The organism is Cohnella sp. AR92 (assembly GCF_003990975.1).
Taxonomy (GTDB): Bacteria; Bacillota; Bacilli; order Paenibacillales; family Paenibacillaceae; genus Cohnella.
Genome location: NZ_RZJR01000007.1, coordinates 149,473 through 168,117, shown reverse-complemented (window position 1 = coordinate 168,117; position 18,645 = coordinate 149,473). Strand labels below are relative to the sequence as shown.

Sequence of the window (18,645 nt, the reverse complement as noted above, 5' to 3'; positions counted from 1 at the left end):
CTACTTATGATCGGGTTTGTCGAACTCGTGAATCTTCTTCCAGGAGACTCCCCCATCGTCCGAGGTGTACAGGACGGACGGTTCCGTATAGTCCGTCGCGATCAGCCAGACATGCTTGGCATCGACGGCGGCGATTTGCCCTTCTCCGTAACCGGAGAACTCTTGCTTGCTCGCGGTCCAGCTGTTGCCTCCGTCGGCCGTGGCCATGATCGACGTTCCGTTGTCGCAGGCCGGGCAGTCGCCGCCCATGAAGGCGATGGACGGATTGACGGCGTACAGCTGCCCGGGCTTCGAGCCCGTTCCCGTGGAATTGCCCTTTGCGTCGCCTGTGAATCCGGGCGCCGGGCCCCCGCCGGCCGTATCCTTGGCGATGGCGGGAGTCCAGGTCATGCCGCCGTCCTTCGTATGGAACAGGCTGTAGGAGGTTTGATTCATGCCCGTATCGCCGACCACTTCGATCCAGGCGTCGTCCTTGCCCGTCGAGCGGATCGCGACTCCCGTCGGATCGACGTCCGTCTCTCGAGATAGAATCTTCGTCCAGCTCTTGCCGCCGTCCGCGCTGTGGAGGAAAGTGAACTTCCCTTTACCCTTCTGAACAGCCCAGCCGTTGTTCAAGTCATGGAAGTAAACATCCCCTACGGTATTCTCCGGCGTCTTCAACTGGATCCAGGTCGCTCCCCCATCCTTCGTCCGGGCGTTGCCGACGAAGCCGTCGTTGTCGTTCAGGAAGTGAAGGAAGCCTCGATTCGGCACGACGCCGACCTCGCTCCACGACTTTCCTCCGTTCGAGGAATGAATGAGCCGCAGGCCCTTGGAGCTTCCGATGTCCAGCGTTGCCCACACCTTGCTGTCATTGAGGGCGAAGATCTGCACCACTTGATAAGGCTCGGAGTATTGCTGGTTCCAGGTCGCACCCCCGTCATCCGTCCGAGCGATCCATCCCTCGCCGCCCGCCCATCCGGTCCGGTCGTCCGCCAGCCTTAGCGCCGTTACTTCCCCCATCTTCCCCGTGGCAGGAACTTGAGAGGCGGGAGGCTCGCTCGAAGCGGCTCCTCCCCCTCCGGTCTCCGCAGGCCCGGAAGGGGACGCAGCCTGCCCGGTCGGCTCGGCCGAAGGGGACGAAACGGATGGAGTCTTGGCAGGGGGCAAGGAGGTCTCGGCGGAATTGCCGGATGAATTCGAACAGCCGGATGCGATCAGCATCCCCGCAAGCGCAAGCAGAAGCCCTGTCTTCGGCAATCTCATTCGGGACAAGGCAACCACCTCCTTCTTCTAGTTGTAGGATTCTAGCTATGTACTCCATTAGACGATTCTCCGAACCAATCGGTTGCAGGGCTTTCGCCCATGACACAATAGCGGAAAAGCCGAGCGGATCTGTCATTGCGGACGCCCGATCCATCGCTTATCCTCTTAGTGGAGGCGATTGCGATGGATCGGCAATGGTGGAAGGAAAGCGTCGTTTATCAGATTTACCCTAGAAGCTTCATGGACAGCGACGGGGACGGGATCGGCGATCTGCCGGGCATGACGAGCAAGCTGGATTACTTGAAGACGCTCGGAGTCGACGTCATCTGGCTCAGTCCCGTGTATGATTCTCCCAATGACGACAATGGATACGATATTCGCGATTACCGGGCGATTCTTCCCGAGTTCGGGACGATGGCCGATTGGGAGACGTTCCTAAGGGAAGCGCATGCCCGCGGCATCAAGCTCATCATGGACCTTGTCGTCAACCACAGCTCGGACGAGCATGCTTGGTTCGTCGAATCGAGCGCGTCCAAGATCAGCGCTAAGAGGGACTATTACATCTGGAAGCCGGGCAAGGACGGAGCGGAGCCCAACAACTGGGTATCGGTGTTCGGCGGTTCGGCGTGGAAGCACGACGAACGGACGGACGAATACTTCCTCCATCTTTTCTCCCGGAAGCAGCCGGACCTGAACTGGAATAACCCCGTGCTTCGCAAGGAAGTGTACGACATGATGACGTGGTGGCTGGACAAGGGGATCGACGGCTTCCGCATGGACGTTATCAACTACATCTCGAAGGACGAGGCTTACCCGGACGCCCCTTCCCATTCGGAATCCCGATTCCAATGGGGAGGGCAGTACTTCGCCGACGGGCCGCGCATTCACGAATTCCTGCAGGAGATGAACCGGGAAGTGCTCTCCAAGTACGACTGCATGACGGTCGGAGAGATGCCGGGGGTCCAGCCCGAGGAGGCGGCTCTCTATACGGCGCCGGAGCGCGGGGAAGTGAACATGGTGTTCCAGTTCGAGCACATGGATCTGGATTCGGGGAACGGCAAGTGGGATGTCCGTCCTTGGCATCTGAAGGCGCTCAAGGAGGTCACCTACAAGTGGCAGCATTCCTTGAACGGAAGAGGATGGAACAGCCTGTATATGAACAATCATGACCAGCCGCGCATGGTCTCAAGGTTCGGAGATGACGGCGAGTACCGCGTCTTGTCTGCCAAAATGCTGGCGACCTTCCTTCATATGCAGCAAGGCACGCCATATATCTATCAGGGCGAAGAGATCGGGATGACGAACGTGCGCTTCCCTTCGATCGCGGACTATCGGGATATCGAGACGCTGAATTATTACCGGGAAGCGATGGAGGGCGGCGCCGACGAGGCGGCGGTCTTGCGATCCATCCATGCCAAAGGGCGCGACAACGCGCGGACGCCGTTCCAGTGGGACGACTCCCCTAACGGCGGCTTCACGACCGGCGCTCCTTGGCTTGCGATCAATCCCAACTACGGAACGGTGAACGCGGCCGAAGCCGTAGCGGACCCGGACTCGATTTTCCACTATTACCGCAAGCTGATCGAGCTTCGCAAGAAGCACGACATTATCGTCTACGGCGATTTCGACATGCTGGATTGGGATCACCCCGAAGTGCTGGCCTATACCCGCTCGCTTGACGGACGCAAGCTGCTCATCGCGCTGAACTTCTACGGAGGGGAGCCGGAATGGAATCCTCCCGCGGATGCGGTCGGTTCGGAGGCCGAGCTGCTGATCGGCAACTATCGCGAGCCGGGAACGAGGTCGAAGCTGAGCTCCGGCATTCGGCTGAAGCCGTACGAGGCTCTGGTGTATTTGTTGTAAGGCTGTTTTTGGCTGGTTTTTAGAAGGCGTCGAACCCGTTTTGGCGTGGTAGACGGCCCGATGAACGATTATTCGAGGCGGCGCAGGGAAGGGCAGTGAATCCTCAAGTCAGAAGGCATGAGGGAGCATGCCCGAACCTGCGCCGGTTTGCTCGCTGTCGGCTGCCAACTGGTAATTAATTTGTTCACTGGACTTATTTTTTATGATAGGATGAGGACAAAGAAGGAATGGGGGGATCGGCAGGTGTCGGAGATCAAAGGGAATCTCCAGTTGATGAAGGAGATCAACAGCGCCGTCATCCTGAACGAGCTTCATCGCCGGGGAACGCTGTCGCGCGCCGAGCTGAAGACGATCACCCGGCTCAGCGCGACGACGGTCTCCTCGCTGGTGGAGGAGCTAATCGCCGCCCGAATGGTGGTCGAGGTCGGAGAGAGGCCATCGGCCGGTGCGGGCCGAAGAGGAATCGCGCTCCGAATCAACGGCGCCGGAGGTTATGTGGCCGGATTGTCTCTAAGCGGCGAAGGACTTCGCTATGCCATCATGGACATGCACGGGAAGCTGATCGCGTCCTATGAGACAACGAATCTAGGAAGCGGGAACGAGGAGATAGCCGCCAGGATATGCGAGGCCATGCTCGACTGCTCGGAGAAGGCTGCCGAACTTAAGGCGGGGGAGCTCAAAGGGATCGGCGTCTCGGTGCCGGGAATCATCGACGAGGCGGATGAGACGCTGGTTTATTCGGTTCATCTGAACCTCAAGGAGCTTCGGCTCAAGTCGCTGCTGGAACAACGTTATCCGGGGATTCCGGTTCGGATTCTGAACGACTCCAACGCCGCCGCTTTCGCGGAGCATTACGCCGGCGTCGGCAGGGGGAGAAATCACTTGCTATACCTCCTTATCGGCGGCGGCGTCGGGTCGGGGCTGATCCTGCATGGACGGATTTTCGCAGGCTTCAAGGGAGGAGCAGGAGAGATCGGGCATATTCCCGTTCTCCGCAACGGCAAGCTCTGCTCCTGCGGGCAGAGAGGATGCTTGGAGACGGAGCTTTCCTCTTCGGCCATTCTCGAGAGCAGCAGGCAGGAAGCAAGGAAGCTGGGCAGGCCGATCCCGAATTCGGCGGAGGAAGCCGTCGCGAGATACGAAGCTGGCGAGGGCAGCGGAGAATTCCGGGAGCTCTTCGAACGAAGCGCCGCTCTGATCGCTCAATTGATCGCTACGGCCGTCAACTTCGTCAGCCCGGAGGTTGTCGTGTTAGACGGCTGGATGAGGAGCTCGCAGTTGATCCTGCGCCGGGTTTCGGAGGAGCTGGAGCGCATTCCGTTCGCGGTTCCGGTCTCGACGGAGCGTCTGCTCGTATCGAAATACGGGGATAGCGGCCCGTTATACGGGGCGGCTACCTTCATTCTGAAGCAGCTGTTCAAGGCGCCGAGCCTAGGTTGAGACAGCCATTATTGGAGGGGGAAGATAAGGCATGCTGAAGCAGGTGTACGCGGGGATCGATCTCGGCGGGACAAAAATATTGACGGTTATCGTAGACGAAGAGGGACGGGTGCTGGCATCCGAGGAGCGGCCGACCGAAGCGTCGAGAGGACATGAAGCGATCATCGCGACCATGGCCGATATGGTGAACGTTCTGGTGGGCGGCAACTATTCGCTGGCGGGAGCCGGAGTAGCGACGGCGGGCACGCTGGATCCGGATACCGGAACGGTGGAGTTCGCCTCGAATCTCGGCTGGACGAACGTGCCGCTGGGAAGCGAGCTGGAACGCCTGCTCGGCGTCAAGGTGACCGTCGACAACGACGCGAACGCGGCGGCCGTCGGCGAATGGAAGGCGGGAGCGGGGATCGGCTCGCGCAACTGCGTGTTCATCACCGTGTCGACGGGAATCGGCAGCGGCGTTATCTGCGACGGCAAGCTCATGCGCGGACGCAATGCGAGCGCGGCGGAGCTCGGACACATCACGATCGACTGGCAGGGGGCGAAGTGCCTGTGCGGCAACGTCGGTTGCCTGGAGCTGTACGCTTCCGGCACGGCGATCGGACGGTCGGCCCGCGAGGCGGCAGCGGCGGATCCGGCACGGGGCGGCAAGCTGATCGAGCTCGCCGGAGGAGACGCGGAGAAGATCAACTCGCGGCACGTCAGCGAGGCGGCGAAGCAAGGCGACGGATTGGCGCTGGAGGTGCTCCGCCGCGCCGGACGCGCCCTCGGCGCGGGCATGGTCAGCGCGATCCACATCGCGAATCCCGAGGTGATCATTCTGGGCGGCGGCGCCTCCCATATCGGCGAGCCTCTGCTCGAGCCGATGCGGGAGTACCTGGAAGCCCATGCGATCGAGCCGATGAGGCGCGGGGTAAAGTTCGCGGCGCCGAAGCTGGGCGCGCAGGCGGGGGCGGTCGGCGCCGCTCTGATGCTGCGTCCTTAAGTTCTTGCGATCGCGCGTTCCTGCGTTCTTCAAGCTTTAGGTTTACGAGCGGGGATGTCGCGCCTAGGCACAGCTACTGAAGGGAATCCGTGCGAGCGATCTCGCCGGATTCTTTTTTTTGCGCAAAAAAAGCTAGGCGCGATAAGATATTTCTAAAAGTTGGATCGTGTTACTAGCAGGCGGTGATGAGATGGAAGGATTCGAGGAGCTGTATCGCCGCAACGTCGATACGGTGTACAGGCTCTGCTACGTTCTATTGAAGAATAGAGCCGATACGGACGATGCCGTGCAGTCCGTCTTCATGAAGGCGCTTCGGGACAAGCGCGAGTTCAGAGACCGGGAGCACGAGAAGGCCTGGCTAATCGTTGTCGCCAAGAATCATTGCAAGGATATGCTCAAGAGCTGGTGGAGATCGCGCCGGGTGGATTTGGAGAAGCTTCCCGAGGCAGCCGATAGCGAGATTCGCGGCCGAGAAGGAGAGCTGTTGTCCAAGCTCCTCGGACTTCCCGCCAAGTACAAGGAAGTGCTGTATCTGTACTATTACGAGGAGTATTCCGTAAGAGAGATTTCCAGGCTGCTGCAGCGCAAGGAAAGCACGATTCAGACGCAATTGGCCAAAGGGCGAGAGCGGCTTCGCAAAGAGATCGGAGGGGGATGGATTGGAAGAGCGCGATCTGAAGGGACTGTTTGAGAAGTTGACGCCGACGGAAGCCCGGAAGGAGAAACTGTTCTCCGACATAGCGGAAGCTTATCGCGGGGGAGGCAAGCCGAAGCGCGCGCGAGTATCCCCAAAGCCGATTATTCTAACAATTGCGGCGGTCCTGTGCTTATTCGTCACTTCCGCTTATTCCGCAGCGCAGCTCGGGTTGGATGTCAAATGGCTGAAGTATCTGGGCATATCCGACGGAGAGCAAGAACGGTATTTGGCCAACGGCGCCTATGTCGTCGATAAAACGGTCGCCAACCAAGACGGAACGCTGCACGTGAAGCAGATCATGGGAGACAGCAACCTTCTTTACATCCTGATGGATTTTACCGCTCCTGAAGGGACGGTTCTGGACGCGGCCCGATATCGATTCCATGGTTCCTTGCGAATGCAAGGCGTGGATTCTTCGGGAATCGGCTTCGACTCGCTGGAGGACGATAATCCGGGAGATAACCGCATCTGCCTGGTGATGAGCATCCAGGCCAACAACACCGAGGCCGGGCAAGAGGCTGAATTAGCCGTAACGGACCTGCAAGCGGCCGAGCCTTACCCGGACGAATACGAGGTGATTCAACCGGGAGAATGGAAAACTACGATAAAGCTGGACTTCAAGAACGGTTCGAAGAGGTACGAGGCGAACCGGACTGTCCAGCTGTACGGCCATAAGGCGACGCTGGAGGCCCTGTCGGTCTCGCCGATCTCCGTCACCTTGTTCCTCCGCAGCGATTCTCTCGAGGAGATCTGGGAGGAGGCTAGACGATCCGGAACGGAGATAGGCCCGGATGGCCGATCTTCGGACGATTACCCGGTTACGATCCATTACAAGGACGGAACCTCGGAGACGACCTCCGTCTTCTCGGGCATGGCGCAAGCGCATCCCTCGCTTGGCGACATGATGGTCGTGAAGCCGTTTCTTCCGATTCTGCAGCCGGATCGGATCGAGTCGATCGAATTTTTCGGAGCCGTCGTTCCTCTTGGCAAGAATTAGCCGATATCATTGCCCTATCATTAGACGCCGCGGCCAATCGCGATCCGGATTGTTGTGAATCGAACCAATGGCATAACTTCTCGCTAGACCTGTCGGCAATCTATGATATAATTCTATCCATTGTCCGCAACCAAGGACCGCGGTTCGTAAACATCCCGCGTTATCAAAACTAGGAGGGTTATTTGTCATGTTTAATTTCTTCTGGGGCGTCTTTTTCGTTCTCGTCAACTTCGCCCTGTTCCTGGCCTGCTACCGCTTGCTGGGGAAAAACGGTTTGTACGCCTGGATCGGAGCCGCGACGGTTCTGGCCAACATTCAGGTGGTCAAGAACATCGAGATGTTCGGCATCGCGATGACGCTCGGCAACACGATCTACACGACGATCTACCTGACGACGGACTTGCTCAACGAGAAGTACGGCGAGAAGGAAGCGAGGAAGGCGGTCTGGTTCGGCTTCTTCACGATGCTGATGTCGCTCATCATGATGCAGATGGTGCTGGTCTTCAAGCCTGGCACGGAGGATTTCGCCCAGGAATCGCTGGAGACGATCTTCGGGCTCATGCCGAGAATCGCATTGGGAAGCGTAGCCGCGTACTTCATCAGCCAGTTCCTCGACGTGAAGATCTTCAGCCGGCTGAAGAAAGCTTATCCCGGACGCGGACAGCTGTGGATTCGCAACAACGGAAGCACGATTCTCAGCCAGATGGTCGATACGCTGGTCTTCACCTCGATCGCCTTCATCGGCGAATATTCGTGGGAAGTCTGGTGGGAGATCGCGCTGACGACTTACGTGCTCAAGTTCGTGATCTCGGTCGCTTCCACGCCTATCATCTATATCGCAAGAAGCTTCAAGTTCAAGGAAGAATCGTAATTTCGGCTTGGAGAAAAAATGCCCCGCTCCCGAGACGCCCGCATGGCGCGTTCGGGAGCGGGGCATTCCGCGTTCTTCTTCTATTCAAGGGATACGACGGCTCGCCCCTTCGCTTGCCCTTGAAGGATGCGGCGAAGCTCTTCCGGCAATTCGGCCAGCGTGATGCGGCGGGCGATCGTTTCGGCGACGCCCCCCGGTTTCCACTCGCCGCCGAGACGTTCCCATACCTCGAGGCGCGTGTTCATCGGGCATTGCACGGAGTCGATGCCTAAGAGATTAACGCCGCGAAGGATGAACGGCAGGACGCTTCCCTCGAAGGAGGTTCCGCCCGTCAGCCCGCTGAGCGCGACCGAGCCGCCGTAACGAACGGTTCCGAGCAGGGAGGGCAGGTAGCCCCCTCCGACCGGATCGACGGCCGCGGCCCACTTCTCGGAGCCCAGCGGCCGTCCCGATGGAAGCAAGAGCTGTTCGGGGGAGATCGTTTCGGAAGCGCCCAGCTCCTTCAGGAAGCCGGCTTCCGCGCTTTTGCGCGTGCTGGCGGTCACCTCGTAGCCGGAACGCGACAGCAGCGCGACCGCCCAGCTTCCGACGCCGCCGGTAGCTCCGCCGACGAGCACCGGACCTTGGCCCGGCTTCAGGCCGTTCTCCTCCAGGCGCAGAATGGAGAGCGCCGCCGTGAAGCCCGCGGTGCCGAGCGCCATCGCCTCGAAGGCCGTCAGCCCCTTCGGCAGAGGCACGACCCATGCCGCCGGCACGCGGGCAAGCTCGCTGAAGCCGCCGGGATGGGACACTCCGAGCCCGTATCCCGTCACCAGGACCTCGTCGCCTTCCTTAAATCTCGCATCCGCCGAAGCCGCCACAGTCCCCGCCAGGTCAATGCCGGGTATATGAGGATAACTGCGGACGATCTTACCTTCCGGAATGCTGGCGAGTCCGTCCTTGTAATTCACTCCGGAATAAGCGACCCGGATGGTGACCTCCCCTTCGGGAAGCTGTTCGCTTCGGTATTCGCGGACCTCCGCCTCCAGCGAATCCCCTCTCCAATCGACGGTCAATGCTCGGTAGCTGCGCATAGTCGATCCCTCCTTTGCCTGAACTTTGTCCACCTCATCATACTCTCGTATGCTCGTTTTTCCAAGGTTGGCCGATCCGAACTATTTTACAAAATGACTGTTGACGAATAAGAAGACCGCTTCTAAACTTAGCGATACTGACAAACGACGCTTCGCGCGCCTGTGCAATCGGAGGCTAACCCACGATGTCAACGACCACCGAAGGCAGAAACGCGGCCACGGCAGCCACTCTTACCGTGATGCCCGTTCTTCTCGCCATCAGCTTCTCCCATATGATGAACGACTCCATGCAAGCGGTCGTACCCGCCCTGTACACCGTGCTGGAGGAATCCCTCCATCTCAGCTACGTGCAGGTCGGCTGGATTACGTTCGTCTTGAACATGACGTCCTCGGTGCTGCAGCCGGTCGTCGGCTCCTTCACGGACCGCAGCTCCAAGCCTTACCTGATGACCGTCGGCATGACCTTGAGTTTCCTCGGCATGGTCGGAATCGCGTTCGCTCCGTCCTTCTGGTTCGTGCTCGTCGCGGCGATGTTCATCGGCTTCGGCTCGGCGATTTTCCATCCGGAGGGTTCGAGGGTGGTCTATCTGGCAGCGGGCAATCGCCGAGGCTTCGCCCAATCGGTTTACCAGGTGGGAGGCAATGCGGGAAGCTCCCTGGCCCCTCTGATGGCGCTCGCCATCTTCGTTCCCCTAGGCCAGATCGGAGCCCTGTGGGGATGCTTGTTCGCTGCGGCGGCCATCGCGGCCATGCTATATTTTATCTTGCCGTGGTATCGCAGGCAGCTTGGGGAGAAGGGCAAGTCCAAGGCGGCGAAGAAGGCCGTCGTCTCTTCGATGAGCCTGAGCGGCAAGCAAGTCGCATGGGCGATGGGGCTGCTCGTCTTTATCGTCTTCGGACGCTCTTGGTATCACACGGGCATCAGCAACTACTACCAGTTCTTTATGATCGACCATTACGGGCTGTCGAAGAGCGAGGCGCAGGTGCCTGTATTCATCTTCCTGATCACCGGGGTGCTCGGAACCTACTTCGGAGGAGTGTTCGCGGATAAGATCGGCCTGAAGAAAATGATCGTGCTCTCCATCGCCGGAGCCATCCCGTTCTCCCTCTCGCTTCCGTATCTGCCGCTTGCTTGGTCTTATCTGGATATTGCGGTGCTCGGCTTTATTCTTCTGTCGGGTTTCTCCGTCGCGGTCGTCTACGCCCAGCATCTGATGCCGAGCAAGGTAGGGCTGGCCTCCGGCCTGACGACCGGGCTGGCGTTCGGGATGGGGGCGATCGGCGCCGTCGTTCTGGGCAAAGCCGCGGATATCTTCGGGATGACGAACGTGATGCAGAACATCGCTTTTCTCCCCTTCATCGGCCTTCTGGCGCTGCTGCTTCCTTCGGACAGGAAAAAGACGGCTTAACGGATTTGAATGCCTAGATCGGCCCTAAGATAGCCCCCGCAGGCTATCTTTTTTGGAAATTATGTACAAATCAATCGGAATCAGCTATAGAGTCTTGCGTGCTATTTGGGGAGTTGTTCGGGCTCTTTTCCATAGATTTTGGAATAGGATATTCCGTCGCAATGAGCTATAATGATGAGAATAACGCAGTGCTGCGAACGTAAACATCCTGGAATGGAGGACGCTTCGATGAGGAATGATAAATGCGCGGCGGCGACGATCGCGACGCCTCGATGGTTCGGATATGCTTTGCAGTCGCTTGTCTATCTGGCTCATCACGTCGAGAACGACGTTCGTTGTCCGAGCGGCGAGATCGCTCTGAAGGTAAGCACGGAAGCGACGCTTATGCGTCGAATTCTGGCCAGACTGGCTAAAGCGAACATCGTGGAAGCAAGGGAAGGCCGTGACGGCGGCTATTACTTGCGCAAATCGCCGGATTCGATCACGCTTGCCGAGGTTTACCGGGCGTTGGAGATGTCGGAACCTCTCTGCACGGGCCTAATGGAAACAGCAAGTGGAAACGGCATCATCGGTACGGATATCAAAGATGCCTTTAGCGGAATCATGAGGGATACCGAAGAATTGCTGATGGAGTTCCTGGAGAAGAAGACGATCGCCGATCTGGTGCAGAAGGTGTATGCCGACTGCGGGAAGGCTATTGTCGCCGAGTCCTGAGGGACTCCCTTCTTTTTAATCGGCTTTGTGCTGGGTTGCCGGAAAAGTGTACAAGCGGCGAAAAGTAAGTAACTGTTATTGACAAAGTTTCTAAGTCTATTTTATACTGTGTACAGTCGTTACACAGTTCGTGGGAAATCGTATTGGTTTCAATGAGCTTTTCCGTATCGATTTAACTGTGCAAATTTTTTACACTTTTTACATCCTAGGAGGAATTGCATAATGGCTAATGTATTGTTCGTCAAGGCAAACAACCGCCCTTCCGACCAAGCGGTCAGCGTGAAGCTGTACGAATCTTTCGTCAACACTTACAAGGAGAAGAACCCGAACGACACGATCACGGAACTGGATCTGTTCGAGAAGGAGCTTCCTTACTACGATAACGATATGATGACCGGCCTCTTCAAGCTGTCCAAGGGAATCGAGCCTACGGCCGAAGAGAAGAAGGTTGCCGACATCGCTAACGGATACCTGGAACAATTCCTGGCAGCGGACAAGGTTGTCTTCGCCTTCCCGCTCTGGAACTTCACGATTCCGGCTCAGCTCCTGACTTACCTGTTCTACCTGAACCAAGCGGGCAAGACTTTCAAGTACACGGCAGAGGGCCCAGTCGGCCTGGCCGGCGACAAGAAGGTCGTCATCCTGAACGCGCGCGGCGGCGTTTACTCCGAAGGACCGATGGCCGGCCTCGAGATGTCGGTTAACTACGTGAAGAACACGCTCGGCTTCTGGGGCATCAAGGACATCGAGACGGTTATCGTCGAAGGCCACAACCAATTCCCGGACCGCGCGCAACAGATCATCGCGGACGGAGTCGCTCAAGCAGCTAAGGTTGCAGCCGGCTTCTAATCGAATACAGCAAAATGGAAAGCTGCCTCGGGCAAGGTCTTCGCGACCTCCGGGGCAGCTTTTTTACGGACTGGATGCCCTGTCTGGCATATTGGCTTGCCATTGCAGCGGAGACATAGAAAAAACAGCCGCCCGATAAAGGCGACTGTTCCCATAAGCCTATTCATCCCGCTTTCAGCCGATCGAAGAAAGCGGCGATGGCCAGCTCGGCGGCTCCCATGACGGCGGAACGGCCGCCAAGCTCGGCGAAGAGCAGCTGGACCCCGCGAAGGTGGAAGCCTAGCGCCCGTTCCTCCAGCGTTCGCCTGACCGTCTCCTCGATCCAAGGCTGCGCTCGGCTCATCCGATTGCCGATAATGACGGCATCCGGATTGAAAATGTTGACGATATTGGCGATGCCTACGCCCAGATAATCGCCGATGCCGGCGAGCAGCTGGCGAACGGTCTCGTCCCCGCTCTCGGCCGCGGCGAGCAGAGCGTCCAGGTTCGCGTCGCGACCGAGCGCGCTTGCTTGCTCCAGCAGCGCCTGCTCGGACGCGTACAGCTCCCAGCAGCCGCGATTGCCGCAGCGGCAGGGCTTGCCGTGGGCTTCCACCGAGAGATGGCCGAGCTCTCCCGAGAACCCGGAAGCTCCCTTGTACAGCGTTCGCTGAAGAATGAGGCCGGTGCCGATGCCGATCCCGACGCTGACGTAAACCATATTGGAGATGCCGCGTCCGCTGCCGTGCATCATCTCCCCGAGCGCGCCTACATTGGCTTCATTATCGATTAGCACGGGAATGCCGAATGCCCGGCTGAGCGCATCTTTGAGCGGAACCTCTCTCCAGTTCATGTTCGGAGCGTACAGCACCGATCCGGAGGAGTCGACCAGTCCCGGGACGCCGACGCCGATGCCGACGACTCCGAAGGGGCTGGAGGGCGCTTCCGATATCAAGTTCTGAATGAAAGGGCGCAGTACGTTGAATACGTCATCCGGATCAGAGTCGACAAGCGGAGCCGTCCGTTCGGCGATAATCGCTCCGCGCAGATCCGTGAGAACCCCGTGCAAGTAGTTGACGCCAAGATCGATGCCGACCGCGTAGCCGGCCGTGGCGATGAACTCCAGAAGCACGGGCTTGCGTCCCCCGCTGGAGACGCCCGTTCCTATCTCCCGTACCAACCGGTTATCGATCAGGTCCTGTACAAGGGAAGAGACGGTGGCCTTATTCAAGCCGGTAAGCTCCGAGATCTTGGCTCTGGACAGGGGCTCCCCATGGAGAATAGCCTCCAGAACGATGGCTGTATTGATGCGTTTGATCAGGGCCTGATCTCCCGTCGTTGTTCTCGTCATGCCTGGCATGGCTCCTTGTCGTAGCAGAATGGGGACAGATTGCCGTCCGATCCTATTAAGGATAATCTTCCTCCCATCATACCACAATAAATTTTGTTGACAACTTTGTTTATTGGATAGACAAACAAACTTTTGAGTGTTATTCTTAATGCATGGCAAGTGGCACTCGGGTGAAATGATAAGAACTATGTTTCGTCGGAGTGTGCACGCGCTTACAGTTTGATCAACATTCAACAATCCCTTTTAGGAGGCCATCCATTCATGAGCTTTTTCCCGAATGTCCCTGAAATCAAGTATGAAGGCCGCAGCTCCAAGAATCCGTTCGCTTACAAGCACTACAACCCGAAGGAAGTCATCCTCGGCAAAACGATGGAAGAGCATCTTCGAATCTCTGTAGCGTATTGGCATACATTCAATGCGAACGGCACCGACCCGTTCGGCGCCGGCACCGCCGTTCGCAGCTGGGACTCCCTGTCCCCGCTTGACCGTTCCAAGGCTCGCGTAGAAGCGAACTTCGAGCTTCTCACGAAGTTGAACGTTCCTTACTATGCGTTCCATGACGCCGACATCGCTCCGGAAGGCGCAACCCTGGCGGAGACGAACAAGAACATCGACGTCATCGTCGCGAAGCTGAAGGAATTCCAGCAAGCGACCGGCAAGAAGCTGCTCTGGAACACGGCTAACCTGTTCACGAATCCTCGCTACGTATTCGGCGCCAGCACTTCCAACAACGCGGAAGTATTCGCTTACTCCGCTGCGACGATCAAGAAGATGCTGGAAGTCGGCAAGGAACTCGGCGCCGAGAACTATGTCTTCTGGGGCGGCCGCGAAGGCTACGAAAGCCTGCTGAACACGGACATGGGCCTCGAGCTCGACAACCTGGCACGCATGCTTCACATGGCTGTCGATTATGCCAAGGAGATCGGCTTCAACGCTCAATTCCTCATCGAGCCTAAGCCGAAAGAGCCGACGAAGCACCAATACGACTTCGACACGGCTACGGCTCTGCAATTCCTGCAGAAGTACGGCCTGAAGGATTACTTCAAGATGAACATCGAAGCGAACCATGCGACGCTTGCCGGCCACACGTTCGAGCATGAGCTCCGCGTAGCCCGCCTGAACAACGCTCTGGGTTCCATCGACGCGAACCAAGGCGACTACCTGCTCGGCTGGGATACCGACGAGTTCCCGTTCGACCTGTACAGCACGACGCTCGCCATGTTCGAGATCCTCAAGAACGAAGGAGGCATCGGCAAGGGCGGCGTCAACTTCGACGCGAAGGTTCGCCGTACTTCCTTCGAGGACGAGGATCTGTTCTTCGCCCACATCGCGGGCATCGACGCTTACGCTCACGGCCTGAAGGCTGCAGCTAAGCTGATCGAAGAACGCGTTCTGGACAACGTCATCGACTCCCGCTACGGCAGCTTCCGCGAAGGCATCGGCGCCGAGATCGTCGCCGGCAAGGCAAGCCTGAAGTCGCTTGAGCAATACGTGCTGACGCAGCAACAACCGATCAAGAACCAATCCGGCCGTCTGGAGCAAATCCGCGCGGCGCTGAACGAAGTCATCTTCAGCGTTTAAGACAACCGGTAATCGCATCAAAGCGAAGCATCATCCAATAAGTCCGCCCCCCGGCATGTCCGAGGGGCGGCTTTCGCGAGAGAGGAGCCAGAAGAATGAAGTACGTCATTGGAGTCGATCTGGGAACGAGCGCGGTCAAGACGCTGCTTGTCTCTCAATCCGGCGAGGTTAAGGCCGAGGCGACCAAGGAATATCCGCTCTATCACGAGCATTCGGGTTGGAGCGAGCAAGAGCCGGAGGACTGGGTCGCCGGTACTCTGGCCGCGCTGAAGGAGCTGGTGGCAAGCTCCGGCGTGTCCGCGCAAGACATCGAAGGGCTTAGCTTCTCCGGTCAGATGCACGGCCTTGTTCTGCTGGATCAAGACAACAAGCCGGTTCGCCGCGCGATGCTGTGGAACGATACGCGCACGACCGAGCAGTGCCGTCAGATCGAGAGCACGCTCGGAGAGAAGCTGCTCTCCGTAACCCGAAACCCCGCGCTGGAAGGGTTCACCCTTCCGAAGATTCTATGGGTACGCGAGCATGAGCCGGAAACCTTCGCGAGAGCGGACAAGTTCGTCCTGCCGAAGGATTACGTCCGTTACCGCTTGGACGGAGCCATTCATATGGATCTCTCCGACGCGGCCGGAACGCTTCTTCTCGATGTCGCGGGCAAGGAATGGAGCCCTGAAGTGCTGTCCGCCTTCGGACTCTCTTCGGACTTCTGCCCTCCGCTCGTGGAAGCAAGCGCGCAGACCGGAACGCTCCTTGCCGATATCGCCGCTTCCGTCGGGCTGAGCGCCTCCACGAAGGTATTCGCGGGCGGAGCTGACAACGCTTGCGGAGCGATCGGCTCGGGCATCCTGAAGCCGGGCTTAACCTTGTGCAGCATCGGTACTTCGGGCGTCGTCCTGACGTACGAGCCCGACGCTTCCGCCGACTACGAAGGCAAAGTGCACTTCTTCAACCACGGCAAGGAGAATTCGTTCTACGCGATGGGGGTCACCCTGGCGGCCGGGTACAGCCTGAGCTGGTTCCGCAACACGTTCGCGAAGGGAGAGTCGTTCGAAGCGCTGACCTCCGGCATCGGGGAGATCAAGCCGGGCTCGAACGGCTTGCTGTTCACCCCTTATGTCGTAGGGGAAAGAACCCCTCATCCGGACGCGGTCATTCGCGGAAGCTTCATCGGCATGGACGGAGCCCATACGAGAGCCCACTTCACCCGCGCGGTCATGGAGGGCATCACCTTCTCTCTGAACGAATCGGTCGACCTGTTCCGTCAAGCGGGCAAGACGGTGGATACGATCGTGTCGATCGGCGGCGGAGCGAAGAATCCGGTCTGGCTTCAGATGCAGGCCGATATCTTCCAAGCGGAAGTCGTCGCGCTCGAGAACGAGCAAGGTCCGGGACTCGGCGCAGCCATGCTGGCGGCGGCAGGCTGCGGATGGTTCCCGACTTTGGACGCTTGCGCGGACGTATTCGTGAAGCGCTCGAAGTCCTACCTTCCGAATCCGGAGCATGCGGCGGAATACGAGAAGCTGTTCCGAATTTATCAACAAGTTTACGGGAAGACAAAAGAGCTGAACGAAGCGTTATCCGCTTTCCGAAACTAACAATATCCGATAAAATATAAGCAGGTAACTCGGCGCGTTCGAATGTCCGGGGTTGCCTCCCTTTAAAGCAGAGTCCCCGTTGTTCCGGCCGGTAACCGGAGGGGGCTCTTTGCTTTGCGCCGGACCGCTTCAAGGAAGGCGTATAGGCTCCCTGCCGTCTTGGGAACGATAGACAGCAAATGGCATGACGGGAGAGAGATGCGCATGAGCTATACATCGATTCTGTTCCAATTTCCGCAGGAGCAGGCGGCGAGAATCGCCTATGACACGCTGGAGGAGCTCGGTTACGATCCCCAGCTGCACGAAGGAGGAAGGCTGCATATCCACGTCATTCGGGAGGACCTGACCTCGGCGCTGGAGATCGTTCAGAGCCATGGCGGGGAATTGGTCGAACAGGGCCAGGCACCGGCCGAGGTCGAGACGATGGCTTCGATCGATTACGGGCTGGACTGCATCCCGATTCCGGCTCACCTCGTCAATGAGGATCTTGCCGACGAGGAGTTGACGGCTGTCCCTAAAGCGGAAACGCCGGGGAACGGGAAGCTGTCCTCATGGGAGCGGGAAGAAGCCGAGGTCCGGGAGCTTCATCCCGACTCGGAGACGTACGATACGTTCGAGGCGAGATAGACGGCGGACTACTTGCGCAAACAAAGAGGACATCGGCCCGCAAGGGGACGATGTCCTCTTTCCTCTTATTCGGCCGTCGCTCGGGCCGCCGCGCTCGCTTCGGCAGCCGCCGTTCCCGCGGCGCGACCGGACGAGAACGCGGCGGTGATGTTGTATCCGCCCGTATAGCCGTGGATGTCCAGAATCTCGCCGCAGAAAAACAGTCCTTCGCACTTCTTGGATTCCATCGTGCGGGGATCGACTTCCTTGACGCTGACTCCGCCTCCGGTTATGAAGGCCTCTTCAATAGAAAGAGTTCCCGACGCGTTGACCGGAAGACCCTTGCATAGGTTGGCTAGCGTCTCCCATCTTGCTCGCGAGACGTTCGCGACGCCTTCGTCCGGATCGATCTCCGCCAATCGAAGAACGAGAGGGACAAGCCGCTCGGTCAGCTTCTGGCGGACAAGCGTCTTGGCCGCCTTCTTCGGTTCCGAGCGGGAGGCCGTTCCCCATTCCGCGGCGAGCCTCTCCGCCGTCGTCTCCGGCAGCAGATCGATCGATACCGTTACCGGTCCTTGACCCGCCCTCAGGGCGCGAACGACGAACTGGCTGCAGCGCAGTGCCGCCGGTCCCGACAGCCCGAAGTGGGTGAAGATCATATCGCCTTCGTGGGAGACCAGCTTCTTGCCCCTGCCGTCGATTACGGTCAGGACGCTGTCCCGCAGCGAGAGGCCTTGCAGCTCGCGGTTCGCGATCCAAGGCTCGTCCGAAGTAATCGGGACCTCGGTCGGGTACAGCTCCGTGATCGTGTGTCCCGCCTCTTCCGCCCAAGCATAGCCGTCCCCGGTCGAACCGGTATGGGGAACGGACTTGCCGCCGGTGGCGAGAATGACGCACGGGGCTTTAAGCTCCGCTCCTGAGGTGACTCGAACGCCGGTTACCCGCCCCTCCTCGTACAGAACCTTTTCGACCGTCTGATGAACCCGAATCGTCACATCCAGCTCCCGGACCCGATTCACAAGCGTATCTACTACCGTCTTCGCCTTATCCGATACCGGGAACATTCGTCCGTGATCCTCTTCCTTCACCGCGATGCCAAGCTCTTCGAAGAAGGAGATGATGTCGCCGCTTCCGAACTTCGACAAGGCGCTGTGAAGAAACCGGCCGTTGCCGGGGAGATAACGGATCAGCTCCTGCGTATCTTTGTTGTTGGTGACGTTGCAGCGTCCCCCGCCGGATATTCCGAGCTTGCGGCCCAACTTGTCCCCTTTATCGAGAAGAAGAGTCCGGGCACCGCCCTCTGCCGCCGCGATCGACGCCATTAGGCCGGCCGGACCTCCTCCAATCACAATAACGTCCCACATAAACAAATCCCTTTCTTAATCGAATCGTTCGC

Annotated in this window: 16 protein-coding genes; 12 read left to right on the top strand and 4 right to left on the bottom strand. The window is 58.6% G+C overall.

Going from position 1 to position 18,645, the window contains the following annotated elements:
* The gene (locus ELR57_RS13110; RefSeq protein ID WP_238162526.1) at window positions 1-1,245 is read right to left on the bottom strand and encodes a YCF48-related protein; all 1,245 of its coding nucleotides are present in this window, start codon (window positions 1,243-1,245) and stop codon (window positions 1-3) included.
* Window positions 1,246-1,428: 183 nt separating this feature from the next.
* On the opposite strand from ELR57_RS13110, the gene ELR57_RS13105 reads away from it, so the two are divergent.
* The 6 genes from ELR57_RS13105 (at window position 1,429) to ELR57_RS13080 (ending at window position 8,095) form a co-directional block, all read left to right on the top strand.
* On the top strand, window positions 1,429-3,108 hold the full coding sequence (locus ELR57_RS13105) for a glycoside hydrolase family 13 protein (RefSeq protein ID WP_126959531.1): 1,680 nt from the start codon (window positions 1,429-1,431) through the stop codon (window positions 3,106-3,108).
* Window positions 3,109-3,351: 243 nt separating this feature from the next.
* Window positions 3,352-4,548: an ROK family transcriptional regulator gene (locus ELR57_RS13100; RefSeq protein ID WP_158630022.1), complete on the top strand. Its 1,197-nt coding sequence runs from the start codon at window positions 3,352-3,354 to the stop codon at window positions 4,546-4,548.
* A 31-nt stretch (window positions 4,549-4,579) separates the two neighbouring features.
* Window positions 4,580-5,530, top strand: a complete 951-nt coding sequence (locus ELR57_RS13095; protein ID WP_126959529.1) for an ROK family protein — start codon at window positions 4,580-4,582, stop codon at window positions 5,528-5,530.
* Window positions 5,531-5,720: 190 nt separating this feature from the next.
* The gene (locus ELR57_RS13090) at window positions 5,721-6,221 is read left to right on the top strand and encodes an RNA polymerase sigma factor (protein WP_126959528.1); all 501 of its coding nucleotides are present in this window, start codon (window positions 5,721-5,723) and stop codon (window positions 6,219-6,221) included.
* Window positions 6,190-7,224, top strand: coding sequence for a DUF4179 domain-containing protein (locus tag ELR57_RS13085; RefSeq protein ID WP_126959527.1), 1,035 nt, complete (start codon window positions 6,190-6,192; stop codon window positions 7,222-7,224). Before ELR57_RS13090 ends, ELR57_RS13085 begins: the two co-directional genes overlap by 32 nt.
* Before the next feature lie 187 nt (window positions 7,225-7,411).
* Window positions 7,412-8,095, top strand: coding sequence for a queuosine precursor transporter (locus ELR57_RS13080; protein ID WP_126959526.1), 684 nt, complete (start codon window positions 7,412-7,414; stop codon window positions 8,093-8,095).
* An 80-nt stretch (window positions 8,096-8,175) separates the two neighbouring features.
* Here ELR57_RS13080 and ELR57_RS13075 read toward each other — a convergent pair whose 3' ends face one another.
* Window positions 8,176-9,168 carry an acrylyl-CoA reductase family protein gene (locus ELR57_RS13075; RefSeq protein ID WP_126959525.1) on the bottom strand — a complete coding sequence of 331 codons (993 nt, stop codon included), beginning with the start codon at window positions 9,166-9,168 and terminating at the stop codon, window positions 8,176-8,178.
* Window positions 9,169-9,353: 185 nt separating this feature from the next.
* On the opposite strand from ELR57_RS13075, the gene ELR57_RS13070 reads away from it, so the two are divergent.
* From ELR57_RS13070 to ELR57_RS13060, 3 genes are all read left to right on the top strand, one after another.
* Entirely contained in the window at window positions 9,354-10,577 is a 1,224-nt protein-coding gene (locus tag ELR57_RS13070) for an MFS transporter (RefSeq protein WP_126959524.1), read from the top strand.
* A 228-nt stretch (window positions 10,578-10,805) separates the two neighbouring features.
* A complete protein-coding gene (locus ELR57_RS13065) occupies window positions 10,806-11,291 on the top strand; it encodes an RrF2 family transcriptional regulator (RefSeq protein ID WP_126959523.1) in 486 nt (161 codons plus the stop codon).
* A 222-nt stretch (window positions 11,292-11,513) separates the two neighbouring features.
* Window positions 11,514-12,140 carry an FMN-dependent NADH-azoreductase gene (locus tag ELR57_RS13060; RefSeq protein ID WP_126959522.1) on the top strand — a complete coding sequence of 209 codons (627 nt, stop codon included), beginning with the start codon at window positions 11,514-11,516 and terminating at the stop codon, window positions 12,138-12,140.
* Window positions 12,141-12,303: 163 nt separating this feature from the next.
* On the opposite strand, the gene ELR57_RS13055 is transcribed toward ELR57_RS13060, so the two are convergent.
* Window positions 12,304-13,470 (bottom strand): ROK family transcriptional regulator, encoded by a 1,167-nt coding sequence (locus tag ELR57_RS13055; RefSeq protein ID WP_126959521.1) that lies wholly within the window; start codon window positions 13,468-13,470, stop codon window positions 12,304-12,306.
* Window positions 13,471-13,731: 261 nt separating this feature from the next.
* On the opposite strand from ELR57_RS13055, the gene xylA reads away from it, so the two are divergent.
* The 3 genes from xylA to ELR57_RS13040 all read left to right on the top strand — a co-directional run bounded on the left by xylA (window position 13,732) and on the right by ELR57_RS13040 (window position 17,270).
* Window positions 13,732-15,051, top strand: a complete 1,320-nt coding sequence (gene xylA, locus ELR57_RS13050) for a xylose isomerase (protein ID WP_126959520.1) — start codon at window positions 13,732-13,734, stop codon at window positions 15,049-15,051.
* Between the two features lie 95 nt (window positions 15,052-15,146).
* Window positions 15,147-16,643, top strand: a complete 1,497-nt coding sequence (gene xylB, locus ELR57_RS13045) for a xylulokinase (RefSeq protein ID WP_126959519.1) — start codon at window positions 15,147-15,149, stop codon at window positions 16,641-16,643.
* Window positions 16,644-16,847: 204 nt separating this feature from the next.
* Window positions 16,848-17,270: a hypothetical protein gene (locus ELR57_RS13040; RefSeq protein ID WP_126959518.1), complete on the top strand. Its 423-nt coding sequence runs from the start codon at window positions 16,848-16,850 to the stop codon at window positions 17,268-17,270.
* Window positions 17,271-17,335: 65 nt separating this feature from the next.
* Here ELR57_RS13040 and ELR57_RS13035 read toward each other — a convergent pair whose 3' ends face one another.
* On the bottom strand, window positions 17,336-18,613 hold the full coding sequence (locus tag ELR57_RS13035; RefSeq protein WP_126959517.1) for a BaiN/RdsA family NAD(P)/FAD-dependent oxidoreductase: 1,278 nt from the start codon (window positions 18,611-18,613) through the stop codon (window positions 17,336-17,338).
* Between the last annotated feature and the right edge of the window lie 32 nt (window positions 18,614-18,645).

What these genes read in the sequence shown, in the direction of transcription:
- ELR57_RS13110 (WP_238162526.1), bottom strand. Translation starts at nt 1,245, where the DNA reads ATGAGATTGCCGAAGACAGGGCTTCTGCTTGCGCTTGCGGGGATGCTG.
- ELR57_RS13105 (WP_126959531.1), top strand. Translation starts at nt 1,429, where the DNA reads ATGGATCGGCAATGGTGGAAGGAAAGCGTCGTTTATCAGATTTACCCT.
- ELR57_RS13095 (WP_126959529.1), top strand. Translation starts at nt 4,580, where the DNA reads ATGCTGAAGCAGGTGTACGCGGGGATCGATCTCGGCGGGACAAAAATA.
- ELR57_RS13090 (WP_126959528.1), top strand. Translation starts at nt 5,721, where the DNA reads ATGGAAGGATTCGAGGAGCTGTATCGCCGCAACGTCGATACGGTGTAC.
- ELR57_RS13080 (WP_126959526.1), top strand. Translation starts at nt 7,412, where the DNA reads ATGTTTAATTTCTTCTGGGGCGTCTTTTTCGTTCTCGTCAACTTCGCC.
- ELR57_RS13075 (WP_126959525.1), bottom strand. Translation starts at nt 9,168, where the DNA reads ATGCGCAGCTACCGAGCATTGACCGTCGATTGGAGAGGGGATTCGCTG.
- ELR57_RS13070 (WP_126959524.1), top strand. Translation starts at nt 9,354, where the DNA reads ATGTCAACGACCACCGAAGGCAGAAACGCGGCCACGGCAGCCACTCTT.
- ELR57_RS13065 (WP_126959523.1), top strand. Translation starts at nt 10,806, where the DNA reads ATGAGGAATGATAAATGCGCGGCGGCGACGATCGCGACGCCTCGATGG.
- ELR57_RS13060 (WP_126959522.1), top strand. Translation starts at nt 11,514, where the DNA reads ATGGCTAATGTATTGTTCGTCAAGGCAAACAACCGCCCTTCCGACCAA.
- ELR57_RS13055 (WP_126959521.1), bottom strand. Translation starts at nt 13,470, where the DNA reads ATGACGAGAACAACGACGGGAGATCAGGCCCTGATCAAACGCATCAAT.
- xylA (WP_126959520.1), top strand. Translation starts at nt 13,732, where the DNA reads ATGAGCTTTTTCCCGAATGTCCCTGAAATCAAGTATGAAGGCCGCAGC.
- xylB (WP_126959519.1), top strand. Translation starts at nt 15,147, where the DNA reads ATGAAGTACGTCATTGGAGTCGATCTGGGAACGAGCGCGGTCAAGACG.
- ELR57_RS13040 (WP_126959518.1), top strand. Translation starts at nt 16,848, where the DNA reads ATGAGCTATACATCGATTCTGTTCCAATTTCCGCAGGAGCAGGCGGCG.
- ELR57_RS13035 (WP_126959517.1), bottom strand. Translation starts at nt 18,613, where the DNA reads ATGTGGGACGTTATTGTGATTGGAGGAGGTCCGGCCGGCCTAATGGCG.